Consider the following 12,999-nt stretch of genomic DNA (forward strand, 5'->3'; position numbering starts at 1 on the left):
CGGCGGCTGCGGTCCGGCGGATCGCAGCCGCCGTTCGCATCATGGTTGCATGAACCGCCAGCGCCCCGCGTCGCTGCGCGGATCGAACTTGGCCAGCGTCGGCGTGCTGGTGCCGATCGCCATCAGCGCCAGGTCGGCCTTGGCGCCGCGCTTGGGCGTGATGCGATAGCTGCCGTCGGTCAGCTGATCGATCCGCCACAATTGCGCGTCGGCGCCGGTGAAGGCCGGCACGGCCTCGACCTCGTTCGCTGGCGTCGCCGCCAGTGCGCGTTCGGTGCCGGCGATGGTGATCTTGTAGAACGGCGCGCCGAACCAACCGCCCGCCTCCGGAACGGGCGTGATCGTCCAATGCTGGTTGGGCCGGACCATGTAAGCCGACAGGTCGACCCGCACCGCGTCCTTCGGCCAGCCCGCCTGCACGTCGGCCAGCGTCTGGTCCGCAACCGGCGACACCGGATCGCCCGGCTTGGCCATCCATGCCCGCCGCGCGTCGAACGGGATGCGCACGAAATCGACCTTGAGCTGCAGCGCATTGCCGCTGCGCTCGGACTTGATCTCATAGGTGCCGGGGCGGACATTGCTCCCCGCGACCGGCCAGCCGTCGCGCCACAGCAATGGCTCGATCGCCAGCACGCTGCGCCCGCTGCGATCCATGTCCGCCTCGTAATGCAGCGAGAATTTCTCGATTCCCCCGCCCAGGTCGATCAGGCCGAAATGCCCCGCGCCGATCATCCGACCGCGCGCGCTGACCACCAGCTTCCCGCCGCCCCTGAGAAGGGGAATCCCCATATTGTCGACATAGGGGCCGAGCGGGCTGCGCGACCGGCCGACGCGGATATTATAGGTCGAGTTGGGCCCGTCGCAGCAGGTGCCGTGCGTGCCGAGCAGATAGTACCAGCCGTCGCGATACATCAGCGCGGTGGCTTCCATGTCGATGGCGATCTCGACCGGCTGGTTGCCCGCGACGCGCATGCCCGTTGCGGGATCGAGCTCGATCATCCGGATCGACCCGAAATAGGTGCCGTAGCTCAGCCACAGCCGCCCGTCGTGATAGAGAAAGGCGGGGTCGATCGCGTCGTGATTTTCGACGCCGTCGCTCGACGCGACGATGCCGACCTCGTGATATTTGAAGTCGGGCGACTTGGGGTCGAGCGACTTGGTCCACATGATCTTGACGTCGCTCTTGTGCCCGCCGGACATGCCCCCGCCGCCGACCGCCCAGGCGACATAGTAACGGTCGCCGATCTTGATCACGTCGGGCGCGACGCCCCCGCCGGGGCGCACCGGGCCGCTCGCCCACGTCCACCCGTCGGACGAGACCAACCCGCCGCCACGGGTGCCGAACGTATACCATTTGCCATCGGATTCGACGATCGTGGAGGGGTCGTGGATGAACACCTCGCCGGCCAGCTGGGCCGATGCGGGGGCGGCGAGGGCGAGGGCGAGGCCGAAGCCGAGCGTGAGCGCGATGCGGATCATTTCACATCGATCCGAAGATCGCGGATCGGCCGGCCGTCTTCGTCGACGAAGCGCAGGCAGAAGTCGCTGAGGCCGGGCCCGTTGATCACCGCGCCATACACCAGGTTGCGTCCCTTCTTCAGCGTCACGCGATCCGACAGCACATCGTCCATCACCATGCGCCGGTCGTCGAACAGCGTCGCGGTCTCCTCGCCGTTGAGCCACCAGATCGATGCCGCGTTGGACCCGACCGCCATCCGCACGTTGCGCATCTCGCGCGGGCTGTCGATCACCGTCACCGCCCAGAAGACGACGCCATATTTGGGCTTCCCCAGCGCCTGCGCGAAGTTGAACAATTTGACGTCCCACAACCGCGAATCGAGCGCGTGCCAGCGCAGCGTCCCGCCCGCCTCGACCGTCTGCCCATCGCGCGGCACGGTGCCGAACTGGCCGGGAAAGGTACCGGGATTGAGCGCGGCGCGGACATAGCTGCCGGTGAACACCGTATTGGTCGGATTGGGCTTGACGACCGGTTCGAGCAGCAGCCATCGGCGGATGAACCCGTCCGCGTCGGGCGTCGTCGGGGCGTCCGCCGCCGGCTGGAAGAACGCGGTCAGCGGCGGAACGGCGGGGCTCTGCTGCGCACTCGCGGACATGGCCAGCCCCGCAATCGCCGCGGCCCCCAGTACCGCGCGCACAAGCTGCTGCGCTGTCGGCGTCATACGCTCTCCCTCATTTCCGCACCGTCACGGTGCCGCGCTCCACATAAACCTGACGCAGCGCCTGGCTCTCGTCAACTTGTCGGACAAAATATCCAGCGGTGCGTTAGTTTTACCTTGAAACAATCGCGCGGACCCGTCTTAATTGACCAACAAATAGAGAGGGAGAGTTGCCATGGCCGAACCAGATCACTTCAGCTTCGGAATGCGAAATGCCGGTCGATGGGCGGCGGCGGCGCTGCTCGCGCTGGCCCCGATCGGCACCGCGGCGGCGCAGGACGACCGGATGACCCCGATCGAGATCCCGGCGCAGCCCGGTGCGATCACGCTCGACACCGGCCCGCTTCCCGACGCCAAGGCGAACGAATCCTGGCACAGCCAATATGGCAGCCGGTTCGCGCGCAACGTGACCGTCGCCACGCTCACCCCGTTCCTGCCCGATCCGGCCAAGGCGACCGGCGCCGCGGTCGTCGTCGCGCCGGGCGGCGGCTTCCGCACGCTGTCGATGGAAAATGAGGGCTGGGACGTCGCCAAGGCGCTCGCCGCGCGCGGAGTCGCGGCGTTCGTACTCAAATATCGCCTCAACCAGACCCCCGCCGACATGCCCGGCTTCGAAAAATCGATGCGCGAGATGTTCTCCGGCACCGCCGCGCGTCCGCCGCGCCCCGATCCCGAAACCGCGATGGCGGCGATCGCGCCCCAGATCGCGGATTCGCGCGCCGCGTTCGCGCTGATCCGTCGCCGCGCGGGCGAATGGCGCATCGATCCCGACCGCGTCGGCATGGTCGGCTTTTCGGCAGGCGCGATGCTCACCATGGCGACCGCGCTCGCCGGGCAGGATGCCAAGCCCGCCTTCATCGCCAACATCTATGGCCCGATCGCATCGATGAAGGTGCCCGCCGACGCGCCCCCGCTGTTCGTCGCGCTGGCCGCCGACGATCCGTTCTTCGCTAATAGCGGTTTCGGCCTGATCGACAGCTGGAAGGCCGCAAAGCGCCCGGTCGAATTCCACCTCTACGAACAGGGCGGCCACGGCTTCGGCATGTATCCCAAGGAGACCACCAGCACCGGTTGGTTCGACGCCTTCGCCAACTGGCTGACGATGCGCGGCTATATGAAGCGCGCAAGCTGAACGACAGTGTCGGGAGCGGAGACCTGGCTCGGCTCCCGGCAATTCGTCGAATTCGCGTGGACCCCGATCGCGTTCCGGAAGTTTTTTGGCGGATGGAACGCTTTCGCTTCAATGTGTTCAACCGCACCGGCAACTCGCTCGACGAGGAAGGGAGCATGCTGGATGGCGTCGACGCAGCCCGCCGCAAGGCGATCGACAGCATTCGCTCGATCATCCGTTCGGAAGCGGCCGAAGGCATGATAGACTTGGTCGGCCATATCGAGGTGCTCGACGACGCCGGGAATTGCGTCCTGGACATCTCCTTCGTGGAGGCGTTCGAGCTGCACCTCCCCGGGCCCGAATGATCGAAACGCACTTTGCCCGTATCCGTGCGCGGCACGCGCTGAGCACCGAAGAAGAAGCCGCAATCCGCAGCGCGATGGGCACCTCCCTGTCGTTCGAGGCGCATCATACGTTTGTCGAGGCCGACACGCTGCTCGACGTCAGCATCCTGATCGTCGAGGGGATCGCCGGCCGCTACAAGGATCTGCGCGACGGCCAGCGCCAGATCACCGAACTCCACGTACCCGGCGACTTCACCGACCTGCACAGCTTTACGCTGAAGCGGCTCGACCACAATCTGATCGCGCTGACGCCGTGTCGCGTGGTCCTGTTCCCGCACGCCAAGCTGGCCGAGCTCACCGAACGCTATCCGCGCATCGCCCGGCTCTACTGGTTCTCGACCAATCTCGACGCTGCGATTCATCGCGAATGGGTGCTGTCGATGGGTCGGCGCTCCGCGATCGCGCGGACCGCGCACCTGTTCTGCGAACTGCAGGTGCGGCTGTCGCTCGTGGGCCGGGCGGACCCGGACGGGTTCGACTTCAGGCTCAGCCAGGTCGATCTTGCGGAATGTCTCGGAATGACCTCCGTCCATGTCAACAGGTCGCTCCGGCGCCTGCGCGAATTGGGACTGATGACGTTTCGAAACGGCCGTGCCGAACTGCATGACGTGCCCGGCCTGCGCGAACTCGCCGAGTTCGACCCCTCCTATCTCTACCTGGACCCGCCACCGCTTTAGCGCTGGGCATTTACCCAGATTAATGACGGTCCTTCTGGCCACCGCCTAACTGGGGGTGGGGCGGGCATTGAATGCCGGAGACAGGCCGTGCCGATGGACGACAGGGACTATTACCGTGAACGCGCCGCACGCTCGCGCGAGCTTGCGCAAGCGTCGAAGGATGCGTCGGCGCGGCACGCGCATCTGACGCTCGCGGAGCGCTACGATCGGCTTGCGTCCGGCGAAAAGGTCGAACTCACCATCGTCGAACGCGGCTGAGTCGCGCATCGAAAGACCTGCACGCAAGGAGCATCTTTCAGAGGAAAGCTGGCGATGGGGAGGGGGGCGCGCGCCCGGTCGCGGGCTTCGGGGGAGATCAGGCCGACCGGATCGGCAATGATCGCCCCTGAATGAACGCGCTGGCTCCCTGAGTAGGATTCGAACCTACGACCGTCCGATTAACAGTCGGATGCTCTACCGCTGAGCTATCAGGGAACACCAGCGAGGGCGCGCCTATACGAAGGGGTTTCCCGCATTGCAAGCGGCGAAGAACGTTTTTCGCATGTCGGTCCGGTTAGCGAAACCCACCGATCCAATCACGCGATGAACTGTTCCATCGTGATCCGCTCGTCCAGCGCATGTTCGGGGTCGAACAGCAATGTCAGGTCGCGATGATGGTCGATCTGCACGTCCACCTGCGCCACGTCGCGCACCTCGCGCTGGTCGGCCACCGCGCTCACCGGGCGCTTGCCGGGATCGAGCACGCGCAGCGAGATGCGCGCCTTTTCGGGCAGGATCGCGCCACGCCAGCGGCGGGGGCGGAACGGGCTGATCGGGGTCAGCGCGAGCAGTTGCGACCCCAAAGGCAGGATCGGTCCGTGTGCCGACAGATTGTACGCGGTCGATCCGGCCGGGGTCGCGATCAGAATGCCGTCGCACACCAGTTCGGGCAGCACGACGCGGTCGTTCACCCGCACCTCCAGCTTGGCGGTCTGGCGCGTCTCGCGCAGCAGCGACACCTCGTTGATCGCCGGCATGACATGCGTCTCGCCGTCCATCGTCGTCGCAGTCATCGTCAGCGGGGTCACCTTGAACGGCCGTGCCCGCGCCAGCCGCTCGTCGAGGCCGTCAGGGCGCCAGTCGTTCATCAGAAAGCCGATCGTGCCGAGGTTCATCCCGAACACCGGCACGATCTTCCGCCGCTCCAGCATCGCATGCAGGGTCTGCAGCATGAAGCCGTCCCCGCCCAGCGCGACCAGCATTTCGGCCGCGTCGATGGGCGCCCAGTCGCCGCCCGCCAGCAGTTCGGTCGCCGCCGTCTCGGCGGGCGTGGTGGGGGAGGCGACCAGCGCCCGGCGCGTCTCGCTCATCCGCCGGTCACGCTCATATGCCGCGCCACGGCCGGACTCGCGCCCTGTGAAACATCGAAATCGTGCCGCGCGGGCTTCGCACCCAGCGCCGCGTCGATCGCGGCGTCGACCGCCGCCAGCCCGCCCTCGCGAATCGCCGCGCGCAGGTCGACATGATCGTCATGGCCAAGGCACGAATAGAGCTTGCCGTCGGTGGTCAGCCGCACGCGGTTGCATGTCGCACAGAAGTTGCCGGTGAGCGGCGAGATCAACCCCAGCCGCGTTGCGCTCCCGCCGACGCGCCAGTAACGCGCCGGGCCGCCGCTGTCGTGGCTGTCGGGCGCCAGGTCGAACCGCGCGCGCAGATCATCGAGCACGGCGGTCAGCGGCACGAAGCGGTCGGCACGATCCTCGTTGATCATCCCCAGCGGCATCGTCTCGATCAGCGTCAGGTCCATCCCCTCGCACGCCGCCCAGTCGAGCATCGCCGGGATTTCAGAGTCGTTCAGGCCCTTCAGCGCCACCATGTTGATCTTCACCCTCAGCCCGGCGTCGCGCGCTGCGGCGATCCCGTTCAGCACCTGCGCGACATCGCCATGGCGGGTGATATGACGGAACAGCGCCGGGTCGCGGCTGTCCAGGCTGACATTGATCCGCCGCACCCCGGCATCGGCCAGCGCCTGCGCATGATCGGCCAGCCGCGTGCCGTTGGTAGTCAGCGTCAGTTCGTTCAGCCCATGCCCGACCGATCGCCCGAGCCGCCGCACCAGGTCGAGCGCGTCGCGGCGCACCAGCGGCTCGCCGCCGGTCAGCCGGATCTTGGTCACCCCACGCGCGACGAAGCGTTCGGCGATCAGTGCGATCTCCTCCAGCGCCAGCAATTCGCTGCGCGGCAGGAAGGTCATCTCCTCGGCCATGCAATAGCGGCAGCGCAGGTCGCACCGGTCGGTCACCGATACCCGCAGATAGCGGATCGCACGGCCCTGCCCATCGACAAGGCGCCGATCCACGGGGGACCGATCGGTCGGGGCGGGCACAGGCTCCATCCTCGCGGAGCTAAGCTGTTCGGGGCCGCGCGACAACCCTTTGGTTCCGGATCGCCGTTGCGCTAGGAAGGATGCGATGAGCGATGTCGCGCCCGCCCCAGCACACCCCATGACCGGGCGGGACCGACCGGTCTTCCTGCTGTCCTTCCGTCAGCGCGACGAACTCGCGACGCTCGCTGCGGGCGCGGGGTGGCGCGTGGTCGCGGCGCGCCGGGGGGAGGGGGCCGACCGTCGCTTCCTCGCCAGCGGCGCCAGCGTCGCGGTGGTCGATGCGCGCGGCGCGGTGGACGACGGGTTGGCGGCGGTGCGTGCGCTCGCCGGTGTTACCGGCGCCAATGGCGGCGCGCTGCTCGTGCTGGTGTCGCGCGGCGATGCCGGGCGGCTCGGCGAATTCTACGATGCGGGGGCAACCCAGTTCCTCGCCAGCCCGATGCGCGAGGTCGAATTCGTGCAGGCGCTGCGCTTCGCCGCGCGCCATGCGCAGCGCGTCGCCGGCGATCTGCCGCCGCTCGCCGGCGGGGGTGAGCCGCTCGGCTGGCGCTACGATCCCGCGCTCGGCTCGCTTCAGGTCACGCCCGCGCTCGCGGCGATGCTGGGGTTGTCGCAGGCGCCGTCGCTGCGCGCAGTGCTGCGCCATGTCGAGGCGGTGGACCGCGGCGCGATGCGCGCGGCGCTCGCCCGGCTGCGCGCCGGGATCCAGGCCACCGCCTTCGCCCACGAACTGCCCGGCGCGGGTCGCGTGGTCGAGCATCTCCAGCTCGACGCACGCACCGGCCGCATCCACGCGCTGATCGAGCGATTGGGCGAGGTCGACGCCGGCGCCGTCGTGCGCGACGCGCTCACCGGCGTGCGCGATGCCGCCGCCGCGCGCCGCTGGATCGCGCGCAAGCTCGAATCCGGGGGACAGGTCGGCCTCGCGCTCGCGGCGCTCGGGCGGTTCGAGATGGTCAACACCGCCTATGGCCGCGACGCGGGCGATGCCGTGTTGCGCGCCGCTTCCGCCCGCATCGCAGAAGCCGCGCGCGAGGCGTTGGGCAAGCGCGTGCTGCTGGCGCGGATGGGCGGCGCCGAATTCCTCGTCGCGGTCGAGGGCGTGGAGGAAGCCGAGCTACGCTCGGCGCTGGCGCGGATCGAGGAAGCGCTCGCCCGGCCCTTCGTGATCGGCGACGCGATCGCCCCGATCGGCGCGCGGATCGCGATGACGCTGTCGCGCGACGGCGACGATGCGCCCGCGATGCTGCGCCGCGCGAGCGAAACGCTGGCCGGCACCGGAAGCGAGCAGGGCGCCGCGCCGCTCGACCGCCTCGCGCTCGACCTGCGCCGGGCGATGGATACGGGCGAGATCGAGCTGCGCTTCCAGCCCCAGGTCGCGGTCGCGACCGGCACGATCGTCGGGGTCGAGGCGCTGGCGCGCTGGCGCCACGGCGAATTCGGCGTGGTCGGCGCCGAGACCCTGTTCGCCGCCGCCGAGCGCGCGGGGCTGGAGATCGCGCTGTCCGAACATGTCCAGCGGCTCGCGCTCGCCGATGCCGCGCGCTGGCCTTCGCCGCTCCGCGCGTTGCGCCTCTCGGTCAACGTCACCGCCGCCGATGTCGCGCGCGCGGGCTTTGCCGACCTGTTCCTCGACTGGGTCGACAGCAGCGGCTTTCCGCGCGGGCGCCTCACCGTCGAGATTACCGAAGGCGGCCTGATCGACGATCTCGGCGAAGCCTCGCGCCTGCTCAGCGAGCTGCGCTCGGCCGGGTGTCGCGTCGCGATCGACGATTTCGGCACCGGCTATTCCAGCCTCGCCTATCTCAAGGCGCTCCCGCTCGACTATCTCAAGGTCGATCGTAAGCTCACCCAGGACATCACCGGCAGCGCGCGCGACCGCATCGTCGTGCGCGGCGTGATCGACATGGCCCGCTCGCTCGGGCTCAGCGTGATCGCCGAGGGGGTGGAGAATGGCGAACAGCTCGAATTGCTGGCGAAGGAGGGGTGCCAATATTATCAGGGCTTCCTGTGCGCCGGTCCGCTGACCGCCGCCGAATTGACCGACTTGATGGAAAGCCGATGAACGATCCCCGGGACATGAGCGGCGTGTGGTACGGGCGCTATTTCGCGACCAGCTGGGGCGTGCCTGAGAATGGCTTCATCGCGCATCTCGAGGAAGCGGGCGGGGTGGTCACCGGCATCATCACCGAACCCGACGACAGTGGCCTCGCCGACATCCGCCGCGCCTTCGCCGACGGCAGCCGCAGCGGATCGGCGCTCGACTTCATCAAGCAATACGACCCCGCCGGGCCGCTGGCGCACAGCGTCGCCTATACCGGCACGGTCAGCGACGACGGGACCGAAGTCACCGGCGAATGGCGCTTCTCGGGCTATCACGGCAGCTTCGTGATGAACCGCGAGATCTTCCGCGCCGAGGAGCTGGAGGACGAAGCCGCCGTCGACGAGGACCTCGTCGTCGAACTGGACACTCCGCAGCCGGACCGCTGAGTCCGGTCAGACGGATCAGTGCGCGCGCTGGGGCGTCACGCTCTCGAGCAGGCGGCGAAGCTCGGCGATGTCGGGCGGCTTGGCCATCAGCGCATCGACATTGACCGGCTTGCTCTTCCCCTTGGGCATGTGGTTGCCCCACCCGGTCAGCATGATGACGAAGGTGCCCGGCGCCATCTCCTTGACCGCACTGGCGACGCGGTCGCCATCGATGTGCGGCATGCCCAGATCGGTGATGAGCACGTCGAACGCCTGGCCGGCTGCGACCGCCTGGCTTGCCGCATCGACACCCCGCCGGCCGCCCTCCGCGGCGGTGACGTCGAACCCGATGATCTTCAGGTAATTCGCGGTGGATTCGAGCACCGCCGGATCGTCGTCGACGATCAGGATGCGGATCGCCGGAGTCCCATAGTTGGTCGACAGAACTCCGGCACGCGGATGCGCTGCCACCACCGGGTCCGCCACGGGCAGCGACATGCGCATCGTCGTTCCGCGACCCGGTGCGCTGTCGATCTCGAGCTCTGCGCCATGGCGACGCGCTGCGCCGACCACCATCGCCAGCCCCAGGCCCGTGCCGCGATTCCCCTTGGTGGTGAAAAACGGGTCGAGACAGCGTTCGCGCGTTTCCGCGTCCATGCCATGGCCGCTGTCGGTGACCTCCAGCAGGATGCGGTCGTCCGCCGCCGGGTCGTCGGCTGTTTGCCGGCGGCCGCGTACGAAGATCATCCCGCCGTCAGGCATCGCGTCGACGGCATTGAGCACCAGGTTGGTCAGCGCGTCGCGGATCGACGCCGCATCGATCAGCGCGTGGGGCAGGTCGGCATCGAACTCGGCCTCCACCCCGATCACGATTCCCTGCTGCATCGCCATGTCGCTCCAGCGCGCGCGCGTCAGCTCGATCACGTCCGACGTCAGCTCGCGAAGGTCCACCGAAGACCGCTCCAGCTCGGCATTCTCGGGCCGATAGAAGTCACGCATCCGCGCAATGGTGGCGGACATGTCCCCGATGACGCGATCGACCATCCGCAGATAGGACTGGATTTCGGGCGGCAGGTCGCGACCGCTTTCGCGTAGCGCTTGGGTGTGAATGCTGATCGGGGTCAGGCCGTTGTTCAGATCGTGGGCGATTCCGCTCGCCATCTGGCCGATCGCGGCGAGACGCTCGCGCGCCACCGCCGACGCCTGGCTCATCTTCAGGTCCTCGACCGTCCGCTGCAGCGCTTCGAGCATGATGCTCTGCTGCACCGACAGCCCGATATGATCGACCAGCTGTTTGAAGAACTCGCACTCGGTCGATGTCATCGCAGCCGAATCCCCGCGGCCGGCAATCATCACACCATAGGGAACATCGTCGACCAGGATCGGAACGAGGCAGATCGATCCCATCTGCTTGACGAAGGCGGGGGTCTCCGGCCGTACGTTCTGGGTGCGGCCATCGACATGGATGAGCGTGCGCTGCGCGATGCACTCGGCGACGGGATTGCCCTCGGCGCGGATCAGCCGGCCGATGCTCAGACCGAGTTTCTCCCGGTTCCGATGCGTGGCCGGGCCCATATGCGCCACCTCGACCCTGTCGCTCTTGGGCGGGATCAGGGCGATCACCGATACATCGGCGTTGAACAGGTCCTCGACCGCCACCACTGCTGCCTGAAAGATGCTGGCGATATCCTGGCGCTGCGAGATGGCGCGTGTGATTTCGCCGAGCAGTTTCAGTCGCTGGACCTTGTTCTGCAGCCGGGCGGAAACCGACTTCAGTTCGGTGACGTCGGTCGAGATACCGACGATGCCGCTCGCCGCGCCATGCTCGTCCAGCAACGGTGCCTTGGATGACAGATAATGGTGGTTCCCACCCTGAAACTCGGCATATTCCTCTTCGACGATCGGCTCGCCCGACGCCATCACGCGCGCGTCCACGGCGCGATACGCGTCCGCCAGTTCTGCGGGGAACAGGTCGGCGTCGGTCCTGCCGAGCAGCTCTTCGCTGCTGCGCCCCATCATCTCGGCGAGGTGGCGGTTGACCCGCAGGTAGCGGCCCTCCCGGTCCTTCGCATAGATCAGCGCGGGCGTGTTCTCGACGATCGCGTTCAGCAGGTTCTGGCTCGCCATCGCGGTACTTTCGGCGCGCCGCAATCGCATCGCCACCAGGATGCCGATAATGGAGATGCTCACGACCGTCAGCACGATCGCCACGCCATAGCCGAACGGATAGGCGATCAGATCCAGCGCGCGTCCGCCCTGTACGATTGCGCTGATCGCCAGGGGGAGCGTGAAGGCGACGATCAGGAACCACCGCGCAGTCTGCCCGGAGGCGGACGATCGGGTTACGAATTCCATCCAGCCGCTCGTCGGTCGCAGGAACAGCGCGGCCGGAATCAGCAGGCCGATGCAGAATGTCGCGAACAGCGCCAGTTGCGAGAACATCGGCGTACTGAGCAGTGCGGGGGCATCCAGCCCATATCCGACCAGCGCGGTGAGCAACGCCGGGATCGGCGCCACAAGCAGCGTCGGATAGACATTGGAGGCCTTGAGCCGCTCGGGCAGCAGCAGCGCCGCCGCGATCACTCCGTTGCCGACCGCCGCGGCGGAGGACACGTGCAGCCAACCCGCGCCGAGTAACTCGTCAGCTCCGTCGATCGTGTCGCCATAGCCCAGCAGATGGCGCCCCACGCCGACAACGCCCAGCACCACCGCGATCCAGGCGGGAATCCGCACCCGTCGGGAGAATGCGGAGCGCCCTTGCTCGGTCTCCACGCCCGCCTGATAGAGCGCATAGGCGCAGAGCAGCGACAACAGGATCGCGCCGGGGAGCATCGGGGTACCGAATTGGGCACCGGCCAGGGTCGGAGCATCGAATACCCACCCGCCCAACGCCACGATCGCCAGCGCTGCCGCCAGTCCGATCAAACACCTTTGCACACGCAGAAGCATCGCGCCTCCAGGCTCTATGGTTGCCCTCCGGAGCCGTGCAAAGTCAACATGCGGGGATTAAAATCTTCCCCCATGAACGGGGTAAATATGCCGGATTCGCCCGGATTTGCGTTCTCCGCGCACCCGCGCGGCTTATCCGACCGCCTCGAACGCCCCCGTCTCGAAATCCGCTTCCAGCATCGCCGCGATCCGCTCCGCAACCACCTCGGGCGGTTTGACGCTCTCCGGCGCTTCGCCGGGATAGGCGCGCGCGCGCATCTTGGTGCGGGTGGCGCCGGGGTCGAGCAGCGCGACGCGCACCTTGGTCAGGTTGCGCACCTCGTCGGCATAGCTCAGCAGCAGATTTTCGAACGCCGCCTTGGTCGCGCCGTACAGGCCCCAATAGGCGCGCGGACGCCGCCCGACGCTCGACGTCACGGCGATCACGCGACCGCCATCGGACTTGCGCAGCAGCCCGTCGAACGCCCCGATCAGCGCGGCTTGCGCGCTGACGTTGAGCGCCAGCACCTTCGCCACTTCCTTGGGGTCGAATGCCGAAATTGCCGACAGCGTGCCGAGCGCCGCGGCATTCAGCACCAGAATGTCGAGCTTGCCCCAGCGTTCCGCGACGGCAGCGGCAAGGCGCGGGATCGAGTCGGTCTCGATCAGGTCCATCGGCGCGATCGTCGCCGATCCGCCCGCAGCATGGATCGCCTCTTCGACCTCTTCCAGACCGCCCGCGGTGCGCGCGGTCAGCACGACATGCGCGCCCTGCTTGGCCAGCGCGATCGCGGTCGCCGCGCCGATGCCCCGGCTGGCGCCCGTGACGAGCGCGATGCGCCCCGCAAGCGTCTGTTCGGTCATCGTG

Annotated in this window: 12 protein-coding genes and 1 tRNA gene; 6 read left to right on the top strand and 7 right to left on the bottom strand. The window is 67.8% G+C overall.

All coding sequences use genetic code 11. The annotated features are described in order from the left end of the window. Positions 1 to 39 precede the first annotated feature (39 nt). On the bottom strand, positions 40 to 1,479 hold the full coding sequence (locus tag ABS767_RS15640; RefSeq protein WP_408080029.1) for a family 43 glycosylhydrolase: 1,440 nt from the start codon (positions 1,477 to 1,479) through the stop codon (positions 40 to 42). Continuing rightward, complete coding sequence (locus ABS767_RS15645; protein ID WP_408080031.1) at positions 1,476 to 2,180, bottom strand: acetylxylan esterase; 705 nt, start codon at positions 2,178 to 2,180, stop codon at positions 1,476 to 1,478. The genes ABS767_RS15640 and ABS767_RS15645 overlap by 4 nt, the downstream gene beginning before the upstream one ends. A gap of 172 nt (positions 2,181 to 2,352) precedes the next feature. On the opposite strand from ABS767_RS15645, the gene ABS767_RS15650 reads away from it, so the two are divergent. The 4 genes from ABS767_RS15650 to ABS767_RS15665 all read left to right on the top strand — a co-directional run bounded on the left by ABS767_RS15650 (position 2,353) and on the right by ABS767_RS15665 (position 4,627). Continuing rightward, positions 2,353 to 3,309 carry an alpha/beta hydrolase gene (locus tag ABS767_RS15650; protein WP_408080033.1) on the top strand — a complete coding sequence of 319 codons (957 nt, stop codon included), beginning with the start codon at positions 2,353 to 2,355 and terminating at the stop codon, positions 3,307 to 3,309. 92 nt (positions 3,310 to 3,401) lie between these two features. Beyond that, positions 3,402 to 3,653, top strand: coding sequence for a DUF6894 family protein (locus ABS767_RS15655; protein ID WP_408080035.1), 252 nt, complete (start codon positions 3,402 to 3,404; stop codon positions 3,651 to 3,653). After that, on the top strand, positions 3,650 to 4,369 hold the full coding sequence (locus ABS767_RS15660) for a Crp/Fnr family transcriptional regulator (RefSeq protein ID WP_408080037.1): 720 nt from the start codon (positions 3,650 to 3,652) through the stop codon (positions 4,367 to 4,369). Before ABS767_RS15655 ends, ABS767_RS15660 begins: the two co-directional genes overlap by 4 nt. 93 nt (positions 4,370 to 4,462) lie before the next feature. Continuing rightward, positions 4,463 to 4,627 (top strand): hypothetical protein, encoded by a 165-nt coding sequence (locus ABS767_RS15665; RefSeq protein ID WP_408080039.1) that lies wholly within the window; start codon positions 4,463 to 4,465, stop codon positions 4,625 to 4,627. Between the two features lie 141 nt (positions 4,628 to 4,768). Here the strand turns inward: ABS767_RS15665 and ABS767_RS15670 are convergent. The 3 genes from ABS767_RS15670 to moaA form a co-directional block, all read right to left on the bottom strand. Continuing rightward, a tRNA-Asn gene (locus ABS767_RS15670) sits at positions 4,769 to 4,843 on the bottom strand. A gap of 101 nt (positions 4,844 to 4,944) precedes the next feature. Beyond that, positions 4,945 to 5,718, bottom strand: coding sequence for an NAD kinase (locus ABS767_RS15675; protein WP_408080041.1), 774 nt, complete (start codon positions 5,716 to 5,718; stop codon positions 4,945 to 4,947). After that, the gene (moaA, locus tag ABS767_RS15680) at positions 5,715 to 6,743 is read right to left on the bottom strand and encodes a GTP 3',8-cyclase MoaA (RefSeq protein WP_408080042.1); all 1,029 of its coding nucleotides are present in this window, start codon (positions 6,741 to 6,743) and stop codon (positions 5,715 to 5,717) included. The genes ABS767_RS15675 and moaA overlap by 4 nt, the downstream gene beginning before the upstream one ends. Positions 6,744 to 6,819: 76 nt before the next feature. On the opposite strand from moaA, the gene ABS767_RS15685 reads away from it, so the two are divergent. Both ABS767_RS15685 and ABS767_RS15690 read left to right on the top strand, forming a co-directional pair. After that, positions 6,820 to 8,799, top strand: coding sequence for a putative bifunctional diguanylate cyclase/phosphodiesterase (locus ABS767_RS15685; RefSeq protein ID WP_408080044.1), 1,980 nt, complete (start codon positions 6,820 to 6,822; stop codon positions 8,797 to 8,799). After that, entirely contained in the window at positions 8,796 to 9,224 is a 429-nt protein-coding gene (locus ABS767_RS15690) for a hypothetical protein (protein ID WP_408080046.1), read from the top strand. The genes ABS767_RS15685 and ABS767_RS15690 overlap by 4 nt, the downstream gene beginning before the upstream one ends. 15 nt (positions 9,225 to 9,239) lie before the next feature. Here the strand turns inward: ABS767_RS15690 and ABS767_RS15695 are convergent, their stop codons facing one another. Together ABS767_RS15695 and ABS767_RS15700 are read right to left on the bottom strand one after the other, a co-directional pair. After that, complete coding sequence (locus tag ABS767_RS15695; RefSeq protein WP_408080048.1) at positions 9,240 to 12,128, bottom strand: PAS domain-containing protein; 2,889 nt, start codon at positions 12,126 to 12,128, stop codon at positions 9,240 to 9,242. Positions 12,129 to 12,284: 156 nt separating this feature from the next. Then, complete coding sequence (locus tag ABS767_RS15700) at positions 12,285 to 12,995, bottom strand: SDR family NAD(P)-dependent oxidoreductase (protein ID WP_408080050.1); 711 nt, start codon at positions 12,993 to 12,995, stop codon at positions 12,285 to 12,287. Positions 12,996 to 12,999: the final 4 nt, after the last annotated feature.

Source organism: Sphingomonas plantiphila (assembly GCF_046000505.1).
Classification (GTDB): Bacteria; Pseudomonadota; Alphaproteobacteria; order Sphingomonadales; family Sphingomonadaceae; genus Sphingomonas; species Sphingomonas plantiphila.

Bases quoted from the DNA above. Each gene is read 5' to 3' on its own strand.
- ABS767_RS15640 (WP_408080029.1), bottom strand. From the start codon at position 1,479: ATGATCCGCATCGCGCTCACGCTCGGCTTCGGCCTCGCCCTCGCCCTC.
- ABS767_RS15645 (WP_408080031.1), bottom strand. From the start codon at position 2,180: ATGACGCCGACAGCGCAGCAGCTTGTGCGCGCGGTACTGGGGGCCGCG.
- ABS767_RS15650 (WP_408080033.1), top strand. From the start codon at position 2,353: ATGGCCGAACCAGATCACTTCAGCTTCGGAATGCGAAATGCCGGTCGA.
- ABS767_RS15655 (WP_408080035.1), top strand. From the start codon at position 3,402: ATGGAACGCTTTCGCTTCAATGTGTTCAACCGCACCGGCAACTCGCTC.
- ABS767_RS15660 (WP_408080037.1), top strand. From the start codon at position 3,650: ATGATCGAAACGCACTTTGCCCGTATCCGTGCGCGGCACGCGCTGAGC.
- ABS767_RS15665 (WP_408080039.1), top strand. From the start codon at position 4,463: ATGGACGACAGGGACTATTACCGTGAACGCGCCGCACGCTCGCGCGAG.
- ABS767_RS15675 (WP_408080041.1), bottom strand. From the start codon at position 5,718: ATGAGCGAGACGCGCCGGGCGCTGGTCGCCTCCCCCACCACGCCCGCC.
- moaA (WP_408080042.1), bottom strand. From the start codon at position 6,743: ATGGAGCCTGTGCCCGCCCCGACCGATCGGTCCCCCGTGGATCGGCGC.
- ABS767_RS15685 (WP_408080044.1), top strand. From the start codon at position 6,820: ATGAGCGATGTCGCGCCCGCCCCAGCACACCCCATGACCGGGCGGGAC.
- ABS767_RS15690 (WP_408080046.1), top strand. From the start codon at position 8,796: ATGAACGATCCCCGGGACATGAGCGGCGTGTGGTACGGGCGCTATTTC.
- ABS767_RS15700 (WP_408080050.1), bottom strand. From the start codon at position 12,995: ATGACCGAACAGACGCTTGCGGGGCGCATCGCGCTCGTCACGGGCGCC.